Genomic DNA, 18,023 nt, shown 5'->3' on the forward strand with positions numbered 1-18,023 from the left:
GACCGGGGATCGGGCGAGGTGCGCGACCGCCTGGCCACGTGCCGGGTGAGAGGGACCGAGCGGATCGCCGGCCCGCCCGTGCAGGGGTGGGGGAGGCGGCCCACCGCCGGGGCGTCCGCAGGGCCCGACGTCCCCCCGTCCGCGCGCCCACGGCCGTCATGATGGGCACCGTGCCCACCGGACCGGACGACGCCGAGCTCGCGCTCATCCGACGCTCGGGCGCCGTGCTGCGCGTGGGCCGGCTGAGCCTGTCGGCCGGCACGGGCTCGTACCGCGTCAAGGCGTCGATGGCGCGGGTGGCGCGGGCGCTCGGCGTGGAGCGGCACCAGGCGCACGTGACGCTGACGGAGATCACGACGACGTCGCACCAGGGGCGCTCGTTCCGCACCGAGGTCACCGAGGTCCGCAGCGTGGGCGTCAACACGGACCGGCTGACCGAGCTCGAGCGGCTGGCCCAGCGCGTCGAGGCGCACGCGCCCGTGGACGTCGCCGAGGTCGACGCCGAGGTCGACCGGATCGCCGCCAGGCCGCCGCTGTACCCGGTGTGGCTCAACGCGCTGTGGGCGGCGGTCGCGTGCGCGGCGTTCGCGTTCCTCAACGGCGGCGGACCCGTCGAGGTGCTCGGCGCGCTGGTCGGTGCGGGGCTCGGCCAGGGGCTGCGGCGCACGCTGCTGCACCGCGGCTACAACCAGTTCGGCGTGACGATGCTCGCGGCGGCGCTCGCGGCGACGGGCTACCTGGCGTTCGTCGCGCTGCTCGAGCTCGCCGGCATCGCCGACGGCGCGCACGAGACCGGGTACGTCGCGGCCGCGCTGTTCCTGGTGCCGGGGTTCCCGCTGGTCACGGGCGCGCTGGACCTGGCGCGGCTCGACCTGTCCGCGGGCGTCGCGCGCCTCACGTGGGCGCTGATGATCTTCGTGTCCGCCGCGTTCGCGGTGTGGGCCGTGTCGGTCGTCGTCGGCCTCAGCCCGGACCCGCCGCGTGCGGCCGAGCTCGACCCCGTGCTGCTGCAGGGCCTGCGCGTGCTCGCGTCGTTCGTCGGCGTGCTCGGGTTCGCGCTGATGTTCAACAGCCCGTGGACGATGGCGCTCGTCGCGGCGGGCGTCGCGGCGGTGCCGAACGTGCTGCGGATCGCGGCCGTGCAGGAGCTCGCGTGGCCCCCGCAGGCGGCGGCCGCGGCGGCGGCGTTCGTCGTCGGGCTGCTCGCCGCGTGGGCGGCGCCGCGGCTGAACATCCCGCGCGTCACGGTGTACGTGCCGGCGGTGACGATCATGGTGCCGGGCGTGCCGGCGTACCGGGCGGTCTACCACCTGAGCAACGGCGACGTGACGCAGGCGCTCGAGCACGGCGTCCCCGCGGCGCTCGTCGTGACCGCCCTCGCGGTGGGGCTCGCGGTCGCGCGCATGGTCACCGACCGGGAGTGGGGCTTCGAGCACTGACGGCCCGGGGGACGGGACGGCGTCCGCGCCGCCGGACCCCGCTTTGGCGCCGCGACCGGCGCCGGGTAGCCTGTGCTCGTCCTGGAGACGTCGCATAGCCAGGTCTAGTGCGCGGCCCTGCTAAGGCCGTGAAGGGGTCAACCCTTCCGTGGGTTCAAATCCCACCGTCTCCGCTCGCGCGAAGGCCCTCACCGAGCACCGCCCGGTGGGGGCCTTCGTCGTCCCCGGTGCGGGCGTCCGGCGGCGCGTCGACGGCCGCCGCGAACCGCCGCGCGAGCCGTCCGACCGCCGCCACGAGCTCCGGCCCGCCGTGCACCGTCATCGGGAACGGCACGGGCGCGAGGCGCTCGGCGGCGTACGCGTCGGGGTCGTTGGTGCTGCCGCGCAGCTCGCAGCGCGCGCCGTCGTCCCAGGGCGTCAGGTGGCCCGTCGACGCGGGGACCCACGGCGCCACGGCGGCGTACGGCGCGTGGAACGTCACGTGGGTCGCGTGCGGCCAGTCCGCGCCGAGGTGCCGCTCGAGGACGGCGACGGGGTCGAGGCCCGCCGGCACGGGCGCGGGCGCGTCGAGCACCGTGACCGCCTCGACCCGGTCGACGCGCAGCGCACGCACCGCGCCGGCGCGGTGCGAGTGGCACAGCAGGTACCAGCGGCGGTGCCGCACGACCACGGCCCACGGGTCGACCTCGGCGTCCCACGACGCGCCGCCGGGCTGCCGGTAGCGCAGCGCCACCCGCCGGTGCCGTGCCGCGGCCGTGACGAGCGCGCCCGCCGTCGCGGGGTCGGTGGCGACGCGGTCGCGGTCGGCGGCGAGCGCCGCGTGCGACCGCACGGTCGCCGCGGCGCGCCCCACCTGCTCGGGCAGCGCGCGGATGACCGTGCCGAGCGCCGAGCCGACGGGCGTCGCGGGGTCGGCGGCGGCGTGGGAGCCGTCCAGCACGGCCATGACCAGGGCGAGCGCCTCCGTCTCCGTGAAGACGACGGGCGGCAGGCGCAGCCCGCGGCCCACCCGGTAGCCCCCGTGCCGGCCGCGCTCGGAGACGACCGGCACGCCCGCCGCCCGCAGCGCGGCGACGTACCGGCGGACCGCGCGCTCCGTCACGCCGAGCCGCGACGCCAGGTCGGCGGCGGTGACGCCCGGCGCGTGCTGCAGCACGTCGAGCGTGCGCAGCGACCGGCCGAGCGGGGAGTCCGGCACGTCGTCCACGCGTCGACCGTAATGCGGACGCCAGTCGTCCGGAAGGCGTCCTACGGTCGGGGCGAGGGCAGGGCGGGGCACCGCCCGGCGTGGGACGACGGAGGGACGGACGGATGGACGTCGTGCTGGTCGCGGGCCTGTGGCTGGGCGCCGCGGAGTGGGGTGCGGTGGCGGACGCGCTGCGCCGGCGCGGGCACCGGCCGGTCGCGGTCGACCTGCCCGGGACCGGACCCGGCACCGGTCCGGGCGCCGCCGACGCCGCGCTCGACGACCAGGTGGCGGCGGTGGTGGCGACCGTCGACGCCGCCGACCGGCCCGTGGTCGTCGGGCACTCCGCCGCTGCGACGCTCGCGTGGCTGGCCGCCGACGCGCGCCCCGAGGCGGTGCGTCGCGTCGTGCTCGTGGGCGGCTTCCCGTCCGCGGACGGCGAGACGTACGCCGACTTCTTCCCCGTCGTCGACGGGGGGATGCCGTTCCCGGGGTGGGAGCCGTTCGAGGGCGCCGACGCCGCCGACCTCGACGCGGCGGCGCGCGACGCGCTCGCGGGCCGGACCACCCCCGTGCCGGAGCGCGTCGCCCGCGGGGTCGTCCGGCTGCGCGACCCGCGCCGGCACGCCGTGCCCGTCACGGTCGTCTGCCCGGAGTTCACGCCCGACGACGCGCGCGCGTGGGTCGCCGCCGGCGACGTCCCCGAGCTCGCGGCCGCGCACGACGTCACGTACGTCGACCTCGACTCGGGGCACTGGCCGATGGTGACGCGCCCCGAGGAGCTCGCGGCGCTGCTCGACGCGGCGGCCACCGGCACGGCAGCCAGCGGCACCCCGGCGGGACCCTGACGTGGCGCCGCGGGTCACGACGCTCGACGCGTCCACGTGGGACGCGTTCGCCGAGCTCGTCGAGCGCAACAACGGCATCTTCGGCGGGTGCTGGTGCATCGGCTGGCACCCCGAGTGCGGGCAGCGCGTCGACCACCGCGCGGCCAAGCACGCGCGCGTGCTCGACGACGCGGCGCACGCGGCGCTCGTCCTCGACGACGACGGCCGCGCGCAGGCGTGGGCGCAGTGGGGCACGCCGGACGAGCTGCCCGGCATCAAGCACCGCCGCGCGTACGCGCAGGAGCCGCCGCCGCGCCCGGACTGGCGCATCGCGTGCGTGTACGTCGACCCGCGGCACCGCGGGCAGGGCCTCGCGCGGCTCGCGGTCGAGGGCGCCCTGGCGCAGGTGGCCGCCGCCGGCGGGGGGCTCGTCGAGGCGATCGCCGAGGTCACGGAGGGGCGCGTGGCCCACGGTCGCTTCCTGTTCAGCGGCACGGTCGAGCTGTTCGAGGACCTCGGGTTCGTGCGCGGGCGCCGGCTCGGCAAGCACGCGCACGTCGTCTCGCGCACGGTCGCACCCGCACCCGCACCCGTGGCCGCGTGACGTCGGCCGCCCGCGTGGCGCGCCGCGGAGGCATGAGCGCACGAGGGCCCGGACCGCGACGGGTCCGGGCCCCCGCACGTGCTCGCGCGGACCGGCGCTCAGCCCGTCGGCGTGATCAGCCAGCGCTGCCGCATGCCGTCGTCGCACGCCTCGACGGTCGCGGGCGCCCGCGAGCGCGTGCCGCCGGACAGGCACAGGTGGGTCGCCTCGTTGCGCAGGCGTACCGACCCGTCCTCGTAGAGCTCCGCCAGCCAGCGGTGGCCCCGGCCGTCGTTCTTGGAGCCGTGGTCGACGCAGTCGTAGATCACCGTGTGGCGTCCCGGGCCCGCGTCGTGGCTGTCCTGCACGTCGAGGCAGCGACCGCTGTCGGTGCCCACCAGGCGCACCAGGTTGTCCCCGGGCTCGGCGGCCTCCAGCGACCACAGCTGGTTGTCCACCGACTTGTCCGGGTGGGTCTGGACGCCGGAGTTGTCGCCCTTCCTGCCGCGGGACACGTCGAGGAACTCGTCGAGCGCCACGTTGTACAGCTTCACGTCCGTGTACACGGGGTCCCACCCCCGGCTCTCGGGCCGCACCGACGTCGTCCAGAACCGCTGCAGCTGCTCGCCGCTGCACGCGGCGGCCGTGAGCGGGCCCTGCCGGTCCGGGGCCTGCAGGCACACCTCCGGCTCGGCGACGTTGCGCCACTGCACCGGTCCGCCGGGCGCGTCGAGGTCCTCGCCGACCCAGTGGGTGCGCGGGTCCTCGCAGCTCTCGGCGACGACGGAGGGGGCGCCCTCCGCGCGTCGCTGCAGGTGCGGCAGCCCGATGCACCCGCCGGTGCGCACGTTCTGGAACGCCTGCGCGAAGCCGGGGGTGGTCAGCTGCCGGAACCGCTGGTTGTCGTTGGTGCGGGCGGGGTGGACGATCACGCGCCCGTCGGCGGTGAGGTCGACCTGGAGACCGGTCGGTGCGCTCTCGAGCACCGAGGAGTACGTCTGGGTGGCCGTGGTCGGGGTGTCGGCCGGCGCCGCCGGGACCGGCATGTACCGGACGGGGTAGTGGTCGGACCCGTGGCCCGCCGGCACGTCGGCGTGGAAGGGCGGCAGGCCGTGGGTGACGGCGTAGTCGATCTCACCGCCCGACTGCTGCGTCGGCCGTCCCGTGCGGACCAGCGCCTCGTCATCGCGCAGGTGCAGCGTGCGGTCGCGCGCGACGGCGTCGGGGTCGGGGAGGTTCGGATCCGGCGCCGGCAGGCGCAGGTTCCAGTCGCCGGCCACCACCCAGCTCTGGTGGTCCGGGACGGCGGCGCGGATCTCGTCGAGCAGGCCCTGCACGTCGCCGCCGCGGGCGTGCACGTCGAAGTACCAGGTGCTGCCGAAGCGCACGCCCAGGAGCGGGCGGGAGCGGTAGGCGTCGGTCTCGTCGACCCGCCAGGCGGGGTTCTCGATGACGCGCACCTCCTCTGCGGGCGCGTGCGTGACCATCGCGAGGTTGACCCGCCCGCCGGTGAAGCTGAACGTCTCGGACCCGTCCGGCGCGACGTGGCGGTTGACGTGCGTCTGGAGGAAGTAGACGTGGACGTCCTGCACGGCCGAGCGGGACGTGCCGACCCGCCACGTGCTGTGGGTGACCTGCCCGGGCAGGGCCGGGTCGCTGCGGGGCACCGGGATGTGGGTGATGCCGGTCGTCGACGACGGTGCGCGGGGCGGCGGCGGCGGCAGCGGCGGACCCATGCCGGCCTCCTGGAGGGCGACGACGGGGAAGTCGCGGACGAGCGGCGCGATGTCCGTGATCCACCGTTCGCCGTTCAGGGCGCCCTGCACGTTGTAGCTCGCGAACGGCATGACGCCGTCCGCGGGGACGGCGGCCGCCGGCGGGGCCGTCACCGCGGCGAGCCCCGCCGTCGTCGTCACGGCGACACCTGCCGCGAGGACGCGTCGCCCTAGTGCGGCGAGCCGTCCGGGGCTCCGGCCGGGGCGTCCCCGGCTGCGGCTGCCGCGTGCGGCACGGGGTGCTGTCCCGTCCCGGGGCGCGCGCGCCCACCTCGTCACCGACATGGATCTCTCCTCTCGTCGGCCGCCCCCTGCGACGGCACCCGGCGGGCACGGGTGTGCGGACCCGTGCCCCGCGATCTCTCGGACGCTAACGCGGTGACGCCCGGATCCTCCGGGTGTGTCCCAGTTCTTCACGGGGCCCACACGGGTCCGGGAGCCCGCTGCGGGCCGGCTCGCGAGAGTGGCTCCGGCCCTCCTGCGGCGGAGGCGCCGTGCCGACGGGGGACGCCCGTGGCGTGACCTCCGTCGCAGTCGGGGCATCGCGTTTGGGACCGCGCGCCGGAGCCTGTAATGTTCTCTGCGGCCCGCAACGGCCACGCGCCCGTAGCTCAACGGATAGAGCATCTGACTACGGATCAGAAGGTTGGGGGTTCGAGTCCCTTCGGGCGCGCAGCAGGATCGAGGGCCCGGCACCGTCACGGTGCCGGGCCTTCGTCGTCCCCCTGCACGAGCGCCACGGTCGCGTCAGCCACCGGTGCCGGACCGCACCTGGCCCCACCACCTCCGGACGCCGAGGACCGCGGCGCCGACGCCGCCCGCGACGAGCGCCACGGTCGCCCAGTACTGCGACCACCAGTCGCCGAGGGACCGCATGAAGGGGGTGCGCACGTCCACCGCGGTGACGTACTCGGCGACGGCCGAGCCCAGGACGACGTCGTCGCCCACGGCGACCGCGGGGCGCAGCTCGATGCGGACGTCGTCGTCACCGGGCTCGTCGGCGCGCACCTCCCACGACCACCCCACGACGCCGGACGGGGTGAACGACCGGTCCACCCACGCCTCGTCCACCACGTGGAGGCCGTCGCCCAGCGAGACCAGCCGCGCGGAGACCGCGCACCGGACGTGCAGGGGCGCCGACGTCGGGGCGGGGCCCGGTGCCTGCGGGTCCGGGGGCGGCGCGTCCGACACGTCGAGCACGGCCGAGTACGTGACGCTGTCACCGAGGTCGACCTCGAGCACGGCGGGGTAGTCCAGCCGGCCCTCACGCCACTCGCTCAGCTCGCTCGTGCACGCCTCCAGGAACCGGTCGAGCGCACCGGCACCCGTGGTCGGCGGCGCACCGTCGTCCGGCGGCTCCGCGCCCGGCGCGCCGGGTGCCGGTGCCCCGGGGCTGGGGTCGGGGTCCGCCGTGGGTGGGGGAGCAGCGTCGTCCGGCGGCGCGCCCACGTCCGCCGGTGCGCCGCACGCAGCCACGAACCCGAGGGCCGCGACGACGACGCCGACGGCGCGGGTGCGGCGCCGGCGAGCCGTCGTGCGTCCGCGCGCGTCGTCCATGGCCACCCCTCCTGCCGTCCCTGAGGAAGATCACCCGGCTGCGGCCGTGATACGCGACGACGCGTACCGCGTCGCTGCGTCGTCGCCACGACCGCGCACGGGTGCGGGTGTGATCCCGTGCGGACCCGTCGCCCGATGTCGTCCGACGGCCCGCGCGTGGGCGAGCATGGTGGGGTCGGCGGCCGCGGTCGAGCGCCGGCCGGCCGGGGTGGCGAGCCCCGCCCGCGTGCACGCCGAGGCCGATCCCCACGACCCCGAGGACGGAGATGCCGCCCACCTCCCGCGGACCGCGCGTCCGCCTGCTCGCCGTCGCGGTCGCCGCCGTCGTCGTCGCGGTCCTGGCGCTGACGCTGCCGTCGCCGGCGCGCACGCCCGCGCCCGCGGACGCCCTTGAGGGCGGGCAGGAGCTCGGCCCCGGCGACGCCCTGCACGCGGCGGGCGACGCCGAGCTGGCCGTGCAGCCGGACGGTGACGTCGTGCTGCGCACCGGCGGGCGGGTCCGGTGGCACACCGGCACCGCCGGGCACCCCGGGGCGCGGCTCGTGCAGCGGGGGTCGGGGGCGCTGCAGGTCCTCGCGGCGGACGACGACGTGCTGTGGGACACCGGCGTCGAGGCCCCCGGTGCGCGCACGGTGCTCGCGGCGGACGGCACGGTGCGCACGGTCGACGAGGCCGGCGCGGACGTGTGGGCGAGCACGACGGACGGCCCGGCGCTGCGCACGCAGCCGGCGGACCGCGTCCCGGGCGGCGGCGTGCTGCTGCCCGGCGAGCACGTCGTCAGCGGCGACGGGCGCGTGCGGCTCGGCGTCGGCGAGGACGGCACGTTCACGCTGCGGGCCGGCGACGACCTGCTGTGGGCGGCGCCGGCCGCACCGGCGGGCGTCCACGCGACCGTCACGGCCGACGGCGACGTGCGGCTCGTCGGCCCCGACGGCACGGTGGCGTGGTCGACGGGGACGGCGGCGCCGGGCGCGCGGCTCGTCGTCAAGGACCACGGGCGCGCGTACCTCGTCGGCCCCGACGGCCGCGCGGTGTGGTCGACGCCCGCGCTGCCCGGCGAGCGCGCGCCCACCGTCGTCGGGCTGCCGCTGCCGGACCCCCTGCCGCGCCCGGACGACGCGGACGCGGCACGTCCGCAGAACGCCGGCTCCGACGCGCCCGCGTGGACCACGGTGCTCGCGGACGCGCCGCCGTACGTCGACCCGTCCTCGGCCGCCGCGCGCGCCGCCCGCACCGCCCGCGAGGAGGGACGCGACGAGGACGCCGACCTGCTCGACAAGGCGGCGGCGCACGTCTCCGCGCGCTGGCTCGGCCCGACCGACACGGCGGCGGACGTCCGCGCCTGGGTCGACGCCGCCCGCGCGGCCGGCCGCACGCCCGTGCTCGTGACGTACGCGATCCCCGACCGCGACTGCGGCAGCCACTCCGCCGGCGGGCTCACGACGCACGAGGAGTACGCGGCGTGGGCGGACGACGTCGCGGCCGGGCTGGCCGGCGCGCGCGCCGTCGTCGTCGTCGAGCCCGACGCCCTGCTGCACCTCGAGCGGTGCGGCGACCGCGACGCACGCCTCGAGGTCCTGCGGCACTCCGTCGACGCGTACGTGGCCGCCGGTGCCGAGGTGTACCTCGACGCGGCGAGCAGCAACAGCTTCGGCTGGAGCGCCGACGCGCTGCGCGACATGGCGCTGCGGCTGCGCGCCGCGGGCGTCGACCGGGCCGCCGGGTTCGCCGTCAACACCGCGAACTTCCAGCGCAGCGAGCACGAGGTCGCCTACGGGCGGTACCTGTCGGCGCTCCTGGGCGGTGCGGCGTTCGTCGTCGACACGTCCCGCAACGGCAACGGGCCGCTCGCGGGCGAGGAGGGCACCGAGTGGTGCAACCCGCCCGGCCGCGCTCTCGGCGCCCGCCCCGGCGCGACGGGCACCGGTCCGCACGTCGCCGACCTGTGGGTGAAGACCGTCGGGCTCTCCGACGGCACGTGCCGCGGCGGCCCGCCGGCGGGGCGGTTCTGGGAGGAGTACACGCTCGGCCTCGCCGCGCGCGCGGACTGGTGAGCGTCACCCGGCTGCCGCGCCCCCGTTTGACGGCGGTGGTGCGCCGTCGGACGCTGGGAGGTCGGTGACCGCGCCCGCGGACCCGCCCGCACCGCCGCTGGAGAGCCCGTGACGTCGACGCACCCGCCCGCCGCCGGTGACGGGTCCGTCGCCGGCGCGCGTCCGGGCGCCGACGACCCGCCCGCCGCCGACGGGCTCCCCGGCCGGGTGCCCGTGCCCGTGCGGGGCGCGCTCGTCGTCGGTGCGGTGGTCCTCGTGCTCGCCGGGCTGGGCAGTCTGCTGCGGCCCGGCGGCGCGGGCGCCGCCGTCGCGACGTCCGTGTACGTGGCGGTCGAGCTGCTCGCGGCCGGGCTCGTCGTCGCGCGGGCCGTGCGCGTGCGTGCCGAGCGGCGCGCGTGGGTGCTGATGTCGGCCGCGCTCGTGCTGCACCCGGTGAGCGAGTTCGCGGCGACGCTCGCGCCCGTGCGGGCCGACGCGCCGGCGGTCACGGCCGCCGCGGTGGTGCTGCCGGTCGTCTACTACGGGCTCGCGGTGGCGTGCGTCGTCGCGATCGTCTCGGACCGGCTCGTCGTGCGCGCGCCCGTGGTGTGGCTCGACACCGCCATCGCCGCGTGCGGCCTGTTCGCGGTCGGGGCGGTGCTCGTCGTGCCCGGCCCCGACGGCGGCGGCACGCCGTGGCTCACCCTCGTGCACCTGGTCGGGCCGCTGCTCATGCTGTCGGCGCTCGTCGGCGGGCTCGTGGCGCTCGCGGCGCGACCGTCGCCCGCGTGGTGGACGCTCGCCGCCGGGTTCGCGCTGCTGTCCGCGTCGCCGACCCTCGCCACCGCGCGGGCAGGGTGGACCGTCGTGGGCGGCGCGGACCCCGCGGACCTCGTGACGAGCGCCGGCCTGCTCGTCGTCGCCGCGGGCGCGTGGATGTCCGGGCCGCTGCCGCCGGGCACGACCCGTCCCCTGCCGAGCCTCGGCATGCCGCTGTCGTTCCTCGTCGCCGCGCTGGTGGTCCTCGCGCTCGACCTCGTCGCGCCCGTCGCGCCGCTCGCGCAGGCGGCGGCCACGGCCACGCTCGCGGCCGGCACGGGACGGCTCGTCATCGCCGTCCGCTGGGCGCAGCGCATCGGCCGCAAGGAGCGCGCGCTCAACCGCTCGCTGGTCGAGGCGCACGAGCACGCGGTCGCCGCGGCCAACGCCAAGAGCGCGTTCCTCGCCAACATGAGCCACGAGATCCGTACGCCCATGAACGCCGTCATCGGGATGACCGGCCTGCTGCTTGAGACCGACCTCGACGACGAGCAGCGCGAGTACGCGCACACCGTGCGGCTCAGCGGCAACCTGCTGCTCGACCTCATCAACAACGTGCTCGACCTGTCGAAGCTCGAGGCCGGCGGCCTGGTGCTCGAGGACCACGCGTTCGACCTCACCGCCGCGGTGGACGACTCCGTGAGCCTGCTCGCGCACGCCGCCGACGCGTCCGGCGTCGCGCTCGTCGTCGACGTCGACCCCGCGTGCCCCGCGTGGGTGCACGGCGACGACACCCGGCTGCGGCAGGTCCTCGTCAACCTGGTCGGGAACGCCGTGAAGTTCACGCACGACGGCGACGTCGTCGTGCGCGTGGCCCCGGACCCCGCGGCGCCCGGGGCGCTGCGGTTCGCGGTCGCCGACGACGGCATCGGCATCCCGCCGGACCGGCTCGACCGGCTGTTCCGGCAGTTCAGCCAGGTCGACGCGTCCACCACGCGCCGGTACGGCGGCACCGGCCTGGGGCTCGCGATCAGCCGCGCGATCGTCGAGCTCATGGGCGGCGACCTCACCGTCGAGTCGCAGGTGGGCCGCGGGTCGACGTTCGCGTTCACGGTCGTGCTGCCCGAGGTGCCCGCGCCGGCGCCCGCGTCCACCACGCCCGCCGTCCTGCGCGGCCGCACCGCCGTCGTCGTCGAGGACAACGCGACCAACCGGCGGATCCTCGTGCAGCAGCTCGACCGGTGGGGGCTCACGTGCCGCGCGTACGCGTCGGCGGAGGAGCTGCTCGACGCGCTGCCGCACGTCCCGCGTCCCGACCTCGCCGTGCTGGACATGAAGCTGCCCGGTCTCAGCGGCGCGCAGGCGGCCGCGCGGCTGCGGGCGCAGCCACGGTGGTCCGGCGTCCCCCTCGTGCTGCTCAGCAGTCTCGGCGACGTCCTCACGACCGACGAGCGCGCGCCGTTCGCGGCGCTGCTGACCAAGCCCGTGCGCGCCGCCGACCTGCGGCGCGTCGTCACGGACGTCGTCGCCGGCCGGCGGTCCGAGCCGCGCCCCGCGACCCCGCGCCCCGCCGGTGCGTCGCTGCGCGTGCTCGTCGTCGAGGACAACGCCGTGAACCGCACCATGGCGCAGCGCATGCTCGCCCGCATGGGCCACGACGTCGCGACGGCCGACGACGGTGCGCAGGCCGTCGCCCGCACCGCCGACGAGCGGTTCGACGCCGTCCTCATGGACATCCACATGCCCGTGCTCGACGGGCTCGAGGCGACGCGCGCGATCCGCGCCCGCGGCGCCGGCGCCCACCAGCCCGTCGTCGTGGCGCTCACCGCGAGCGCCACCGCGCAGGACCAGCGCGCCGCCGCGCAGGCCGGCATGGACGACTTCCTCACCAAGCCGTTCCGCAGCGACGACCTCGCGCGCGTGCTCGCGCGGATCACGCCGCGCGCGTGGGCGCCGGGGGAGCGGGAGGACGAGGACGCGTCGAGCCCGGTCGACGCCGAGGCCGACGGGGCGCCCGTCGTCGACCTCCGCCTGCTCGCGATGGCGCGGGAGGTGGACGCCGAGTCGGACGAGCGGCTGCTCGACGGGTTCGTCGCCGAGTGCGCCGCCGGCACGGCCGCGCTCGCGGACGCCGCGCGGGAGGGCGACGCGTCGCGCGCGGCGACGGTCGCGCACCGGTGGGTCGGCGGGTGCGCGGCGCTCGGCGCGCTGCCGCTCGCGCACCTGCTGCGGGCCGTCGAGCGGGACGCGCGCGCCGGCCGGCTGCCGGACGCCGGCACGCTGGCGGCGGTCACGGCGGCGGCGGACGAGGTCGTCGCGGCGGTCCGCACGCCCTGACGGCGCCGGTCAGTCGTCCGCGCGGCGGCGTTCGAGGAGGAGCACGTCGCGCCACGTGCCCGCGCGGGGCCCGTGGGTCATGCGCCCCAGCCGCTCGCGCCGGCCGACGACGCGGAAGCCGACGGACGTGTGCAGCGCGACGCTCGCCGTGTTCTCGGGGAAGACGCCGGCCTGCACGGTCCATATCCCGCCGCGGTCCGCGGAGTCCAGCAGCGCGGTCAGCAGCGTGCGACCCACGCCGCGGCCGTGCGCGTCGGGGTGCACGTAGACGGACACCTCGACGACGCCGGCGTACACGGCCCGCTCGGACGTCGGGCTCACGGCCACCCAGCCGAGCACGCGGTCGGTGCCGCGCAGGGTGCCGGCGTCGTCGACCGCGACGAGGCGGTGCTCGGGCAGCTTCGCGGCGTCGAACCGCTCCCAGTCGGGCGGCTCCGGCTCGAGCGTGGACTCGCCGGTCGCGATGCCCAGGGCGTAGACGTCGCGGACCTCCGGCCAGTGCGCGGCGGTCATGGGGACGACGCGGACGCCGGCGGGCGCGGGGGCGGGGGAGGGGGCGTCGGTCACGCCGACATGCTGCCGCAGCGGCTCCGCGGGGGCGCGACGGCACGGGGTCCCGGACCCCTGCCCGACTCGTCCGCTCTGTACGCATCCGTGCCGAACCTCTACCGTCGGGCACGGCGACACCGGCGGCACGACGCCGCCGCACCAGGGGGGTGCCATGCCAACCACCGACCGTCGGCGTGCCCTGCGCACGCGGACCCTCACCGTCGCGGCCTGCGCCGCGCTGCTCGTCCTGCCGGCCACGCTGCCGGCCGCGGGCGCGACCGACGCCGTGACGGACCCGGTCACCGACCCGGCCACCGCCGCGGTCGCCGACCCGGCCACCGTCCCGGCTCCCGCGGCCGAGGCCGCCGCCGTCCCGCCCTACCTCGACCCCGCGCTGCCGGTCGCGACGCGGGCCCAGGACCTGCTCTCGCGCATGAGCCTGAACGAGAAGATCGGCCAGATGACGATGGTCGGCACCCGGTGGATCACCTCGGGCGCCCTGTCGGGCGGCGGCGTCGGCTTCGTGTTCGCCGGCGGCAGCTCCACGGTGTCGCCGAACACGCCGACGGGGTGGGCCGACCGGTACGACACGCTGCAGCGCGCGGCGCTCTCGAGCCGGCTCGGCGTGCCGATGCTGTTTGCCGCGGACGCGGTGCACGGGTTCGGCAACCTGCCGGGCGCGACGGTCGTCCCGCACCAGATCGGGCTCGGCGCGACGCACGACCCCGCCGTGGTGGGGCGCGTGGGCGACGTCGTGGCGCGCGAGCTGTCGGCGATGGGCGTCGACCTGAACTTCTCGCCGGTGGTCGCCGTCGCGCGGGACGACCGGTGGGGGCGCACGTACGAGTCGTTCGGCGAGGACCCGGCGGCCGTCTCGACGCTCTCCGCGGCGCTGGTCCGCGGCCTGCAGGGCGCGTCGGTGGCGGACCGCGACCAGGTCCTCGCCAACGCGAAGCACTACCTCGCCGACGGCGGCACCACGGGCGGCGAGGACCGCGGCGACGCGGCGCTCACGGACGCGCAGGTCCGCGCGGTGCACCTGCCGCCGTTCCGGGCCGCCGTCGACGCGGGCGCGGCGACGGTGATGGTCAGCTACTCCTCGATCCGCGGCGAGCGTGTGCACGGCTCGCGGCGGTGGATCACGGACGTGCTCAAGGGCGAGCTGCGCTTCGGCGGCGTCGTGATCTCCGACTACGGCGGCATCGACTACCTCGACGGCGACCGGTACGACGTGTCGGGCTACGACGTGCGCACCGCGATCAACGCGGGCGTCGACGTCGTCATGGTCCCGGACGACTGGCAGCACTTCCGCTCCGTGGCCGTGGCGGAGGTGCAGGCCGGGCGCATCCCGGTGTCGCGCATCGACGACGCGGTGCGGCGCGTGCTCACGGCGAAGATCGCGAAGGGGCTGCTGGAGCAGCCGCTGGCCGACCGGGGGCGGCTCGGCGAGATCGGGTCGGCCGCGCACCGGGCGGTCGCGCGCGAGGCGGTGCGCGGGTCGGTCGTCGTGCTGAAGAACGAGTGGGGCGTGCTGCCGCTGCCGACGAGCGCCAGCCGCATCCTGGTCGCCGGCGTGGCCGCGGACGACGTCGGGCGGCAGTCCGGCGGGTGGACGCTCGGCTGGCAGGGGGCGCCCGGCAACGCGATGCCGGGGACGACGATCCTCGAGGGCGTGCGCGCCGCGGCGTCCGGCACGGTGACGTACTCCCCGGACGGCAGCGCCGCCGACGGCAGCTTCCAGAGCGCGGTCGTGGTGGTCGGGGAGGAGCCGTACGCCGAGTACGAGGGCGACGCGACGGGCGACATGCGCCTGTCCGCCCGCGACCGCGCCGTCATCGACCGCGTCGCCGCGGCGGGCGTCCCGATCACGCTCGTGCTGCTCACGGGGCGCCCGCTCGACGTCAACGAGGAGCTGCACAAGGTCCGCGCGGCGGTCGTCGCGTGGCTGCCCGGCACGGAGGGGGACGGCGTGACCGACGTGCTGTTCGGCGACGTGCTGCCGACCGGCACGCTGCCGGTGACCTGGCCGTACGACGCCGTGCAGCAGCCGATCAACGCGGGCGACGGCAAGAACGCGCTGTTCCCGCTCGGGCACGGGCTGCGGTACCCGACGTCGCAGTCGGCGTACGCGACGATCGGCGCCGCGCTGTACGACGACCAGCGCGGCACGCAGGTCGAGGCGTGCACCGACACCGGCTGCGGGCAGGCCGTGGCGCACCTGGCGGACGGGGACTTCGTCGGCTGGTTCGACGTCGACCTCGGCGCCACGTCGCCGCGCAGCGTGAGCGTGCGGGTCGCGTCCGGCGCGACCGCGTCCGGGACCCTCGAGGTCCGCCGGGACACGAACCGCGGCCCGCTGCTGGCCCGGGTGCCGATCTCGCCGACCGGCGGGTGGCAGCGCTGGGAGACGCGCACGGTCCCGCTGACGGGCTCCGCCACGGGCGTGCACCGCGTGTACCTGCAGGTCGTCGGCCCGGCGAGCGGCGCCGAGGTCGGCAACGTCGGCTGGCTGCGGTTCGCCCGCTGACGCGTCCACGAGCCGCGCCACCAGGGGGAGACCATGACCGCCACCGACCGTCGGGGCGCCGCGCGCGCCCGCACGCGCACCCGCGTCCCGTCCCGCACCCGCGTCCCGACCCGCACCCGGGTCCTGACCCGCACCCGCGTCCGCACCCTGCTCGCCGGCGCCGCCGCCGTGGCCGTCGTCGTGCCGCTGCTCGCGCTGCCCGCCGCCCCGCCCGCGCACGCCGCTCCGCCCCTGCAGGCCGCCGCGACCGCGCCGTACCGGGACCCGGCCCTGCCGGCCGCCGCCCGCGCGGACGACCTCCTCGCGCGCATGACGCTCGACGAGAAGATCGGCCAGATGACGCTCGTCGAGCGCAAGTGGCTCACGGCGGAGGCGCTGTCGAGCGGGTGGGTCGGGGTCGGGTTCTCGTCGGGGTCGTCGGAGCCCACGAGCAACACGCCGACCGGCTGGGCGGACCTGTACGACGGGCACCAGCGCTCCGCGCTGCGCAACCGGCTGGGCATCCCGATGCTCTACGCGGTCAACGCCGTGCACGGGTTCGGCAGCCTGCGCGGCGCGACGGTCGTGCCGCACCAGATCGGCCTCGGCGCGACCGGCGACCCGGCGCTCGTCGAGGACCTGGGCCGCATGGTCGCGCGCGAGGTCACCGCGCTCGGGATGGACGCGAACTGGTCGCCCGTCACGGCGGTGGTGCGCAACGACCGGTGGGGGCGCACGTACGAGTCGTTCGGCGAGGACCCCGCCGCGGTCGCCGCCCTCTCGGCGGCGTACGTGCGCGGGTTCCAGGGCGCCTCGGTGGCCGACCGCGACGCGGTGCTCGCCGGCGCCAAGCACTACCTCGGCGACGGCGGCACGACCGGCGGCGTGGACCGCGGTGACACCGCGCTGACGCGGGCGCAGGTGGAGGCGCTGCACCTGCCGCCGTTCCGGGCGGTCGTCGACGAGGGCGTCGGGGTCGTCATGGCGTCGTTCTCGTCGATCTCCGGCGAGCGCGTCCACGGGTCGCGGTACTGGGTGACGGACGTGCTCAAGGGCCGCCTCGGCTTCGACGGGTTCGTGGTCTCCGACTACGGCGGCATCGACTTCCTCGACGGCGACGCGAGCAGCATCTCGGCGTACGACGTGCGGACCTCGATCAACGCGGGCATCGACCTCGTCATGGTCCCGGACGAGTGGCGCGAGTTCCACGCGCTCGTGGTCCGGGAGGTCGAGGCGGGCCGGATCCCGACGTCCCGCATCGACGACGCGGCCCGGCGCGTGCTGACGGCGAAGTTCCGCAAGGGCCTGTTCGAGGCGCCGTTCGCGGACCGGTCGCGGCTCGGCGAGGTCGGGTCGGCCGCCCACCGGGCGCTCGCGCGCCGGGCGGTCGCCGCGTCCACCGTCGTCCTGAAGAACGACTGGGGCGTGCTGCCGCTGCCGCGCAGCGCGAGCAAGGTGCTCGTCGCGGGCGTGGCGGCGGACGACGTCGGCCGGCAGTCGGGCGGCTGGACGCTGGGCTGGCAGGGGCAGACCGGCAACGCCCAGCCCGGGACGACGGTCCTCGAGGGTGTGCGCGCGGCGACGACGGGCACGGTCACGTACTCGCCGGACGGCAGCGCCGCCGACGGCAGCTACCAGAGCGCCGTCGTCGTCGTGGGGGAGGACCCGTACGCCGAGTGGCACGGGGACGACGCGGGCGACATGCGGCTGTCCGCGCGCGACCGGGCCGTCATCGACCGGGTCGCGGCCGCCGGTGTCCCGATCACGCTCGTGCTGCTCTCCGGGCGCCCGCTCGACGTCAACGAGGAGCTGCACCAGGTGCGCGCGGCCGTCGCCGCGTGGCTGCCGGGCACCGAGGGTGACGGCGTGACCGACGTGCTCTACGGCGCGGTCCCGCCGACCGGCCGGCTGCCCGTGACGTGGCCGTACGACGCCGTGCAGCAGCCGATCAACGCGGGCGACGGCAAGAACGCGCTGTTCCCGCTCGGCCACGGGCTGGGCTACCCGGCCACGGCCTCGCCGTACGCGACCCTCGGCGCGTCGTTCTACGACGACCAGCGCGGCACGCAGGTCGAGGCGTGCGCCGACACCGGCTGCGGGCAGGCCGTCGGCCACCTCGCGCACGGGGACTTCGTCGGCTGGTTCGACGTCGACTTCGGCGCCGCGTCGCCGCGGTCCGTGTCGGTGCGCCTGGCGTCCGGCGCGACGGCGTCGGGGACGCTCGAGGTGCGGCGCGACACGAACCTGGGACCGCTGCTGGCGCGGGTGCCGATCACCCCGACCGGGGGCTGGCAGCGCTGGGAGACGCGCACGGTGCCGCTGACGGGGTCCGTGACGGGGGTGCGCCGCGTGTACCTGCAGGTCGTCGGCCCGGCGAGCGGCGCCGAGGTCGGCAACGTGAGCTGGGTGCGGTTCGCCCGCTGACGCCCGGCCCGCGCCGCCGACGCGACGGGCGGTGGTGCGCCGCACCAC

The 18,023-nt window shown here is 77.2% G+C and carries 11 protein-coding genes and 2 tRNA genes; 9 read left to right on the forward strand and 4 right to left on the reverse strand.

Features of this window, described 5'->3' with window-relative positions; genetic code table 11:
- Positions 1 to 161 precede the first annotated feature (161 nt).
- The gene (locus ACFUMH_RS07535) at positions 162 to 1,439 is read left to right on the forward strand and encodes a threonine/serine exporter ThrE family protein (protein WP_378202795.1); all 1,278 of its coding nucleotides are present in this window, start codon (positions 162 to 164) and stop codon (positions 1,437 to 1,439) included.
- A gap of 83 nt (positions 1,440 to 1,522) precedes the next feature.
- Positions 1,523 to 1,612, forward strand: a tRNA-Ser gene (locus tag ACFUMH_RS07540).
- On the opposite strand, the gene ACFUMH_RS07545 is transcribed toward ACFUMH_RS07540, so the two are convergent.
- Entirely contained in the window at positions 1,594 to 2,646 is a 1,053-nt protein-coding gene (locus ACFUMH_RS07545) for a helix-turn-helix transcriptional regulator (RefSeq protein WP_378202798.1), read from the reverse strand. The two genes, ACFUMH_RS07540 and ACFUMH_RS07545, sit on opposite strands and share 19 nt — an antisense overlap.
- Positions 2,647 to 2,750: 104 nt before the next feature.
- Between ACFUMH_RS07545 and ACFUMH_RS07550 the strand changes: the two genes are divergently transcribed.
- Both ACFUMH_RS07550 and ACFUMH_RS07555 read left to right on the forward strand, forming a co-directional pair.
- Positions 2,751 to 3,473, forward strand: coding sequence for an alpha/beta fold hydrolase (locus ACFUMH_RS07550; RefSeq protein WP_378202801.1), 723 nt, complete (start codon positions 2,751 to 2,753; stop codon positions 3,471 to 3,473).
- Between the two features lies 1 nt (position 3,474).
- On the forward strand, positions 3,475 to 4,056 hold the full coding sequence (locus ACFUMH_RS07555; protein WP_378202804.1) for a GNAT family N-acetyltransferase: 582 nt from the start codon (positions 3,475 to 3,477) through the stop codon (positions 4,054 to 4,056).
- A gap of 98 nt (positions 4,057 to 4,154) precedes the next feature.
- Here ACFUMH_RS07555 and ACFUMH_RS07560 read toward each other — a convergent pair whose 3' ends face one another.
- On the reverse strand, positions 4,155 to 5,951 hold the full coding sequence (locus tag ACFUMH_RS07560; protein ID WP_378202807.1) for a ricin-type beta-trefoil lectin domain protein: 1,797 nt from the start codon (positions 5,949 to 5,951) through the stop codon (positions 4,155 to 4,157).
- Positions 5,952 to 6,410: 459 nt separating this feature from the next.
- Here ACFUMH_RS07560 and ACFUMH_RS07565 point away from each other — a divergent pair.
- Positions 6,411 to 6,483: transfer RNA gene (locus ACFUMH_RS07565), tRNA-Arg, on the forward strand.
- 74 nt (positions 6,484 to 6,557) lie between these two features.
- Here the strand turns inward: ACFUMH_RS07565 and ACFUMH_RS07570 are convergent.
- Positions 6,558 to 7,367: a hypothetical protein gene (locus ACFUMH_RS07570; protein WP_378202810.1), complete on the reverse strand. Its 810-nt coding sequence runs from the start codon at positions 7,365 to 7,367 to the stop codon at positions 6,558 to 6,560.
- A 266-nt stretch (positions 7,368 to 7,633) separates the two neighbouring features.
- Between ACFUMH_RS07570 and ACFUMH_RS07575 the strand changes: the two genes are divergently transcribed.
- Together ACFUMH_RS07575 and ACFUMH_RS07580 are read left to right on the forward strand one after the other, a co-directional pair.
- Positions 7,634 to 9,421: a glycoside hydrolase family 6 protein gene (locus ACFUMH_RS07575; protein WP_378202813.1), complete on the forward strand. Its 1,788-nt coding sequence runs from the start codon at positions 7,634 to 7,636 to the stop codon at positions 9,419 to 9,421.
- Positions 9,422 to 9,529: 108 nt separating this feature from the next.
- Positions 9,530 to 12,496, forward strand: coding sequence for a response regulator (locus ACFUMH_RS07580; RefSeq protein WP_378202816.1), 2,967 nt, complete (start codon positions 9,530 to 9,532; stop codon positions 12,494 to 12,496).
- Between the two features lie 9 nt (positions 12,497 to 12,505).
- Here the strand turns inward: ACFUMH_RS07580 and ACFUMH_RS07585 are convergent, their stop codons facing one another.
- The gene (locus tag ACFUMH_RS07585) at positions 12,506 to 13,009 is read right to left on the reverse strand and encodes a GNAT family N-acetyltransferase (RefSeq protein ID WP_378202828.1); all 504 of its coding nucleotides are present in this window, start codon (positions 13,007 to 13,009) and stop codon (positions 12,506 to 12,508) included.
- Positions 13,010 to 13,217: 208 nt separating this feature from the next.
- On the opposite strand from ACFUMH_RS07585, the gene ACFUMH_RS07590 reads away from it, so the two are divergent.
- Both ACFUMH_RS07590 and ACFUMH_RS07595 read left to right on the forward strand, forming a co-directional pair.
- Positions 13,218 to 15,572, forward strand: a complete 2,355-nt coding sequence (locus ACFUMH_RS07590) for a glycoside hydrolase family 3 N-terminal domain-containing protein (RefSeq protein WP_378202819.1) — start codon at positions 13,218 to 13,220, stop codon at positions 15,570 to 15,572.
- A gap of 33 nt (positions 15,573 to 15,605) precedes the next feature.
- A complete protein-coding gene (locus tag ACFUMH_RS07595; RefSeq protein ID WP_378202822.1) occupies positions 15,606 to 17,975 on the forward strand; it encodes a glycoside hydrolase family 3 N-terminal domain-containing protein in 2,370 nt (789 codons plus the stop codon).
- The last annotated feature ends 48 nt before the right edge of the window (positions 17,976 to 18,023 follow it).

This window comes from Cellulomonas sp. NPDC057328, from assembly GCF_042667215.1.
GTDB lineage: Bacteria > Actinomycetota > Actinomycetes > Actinomycetales > Cellulomonadaceae > Cellulomonas.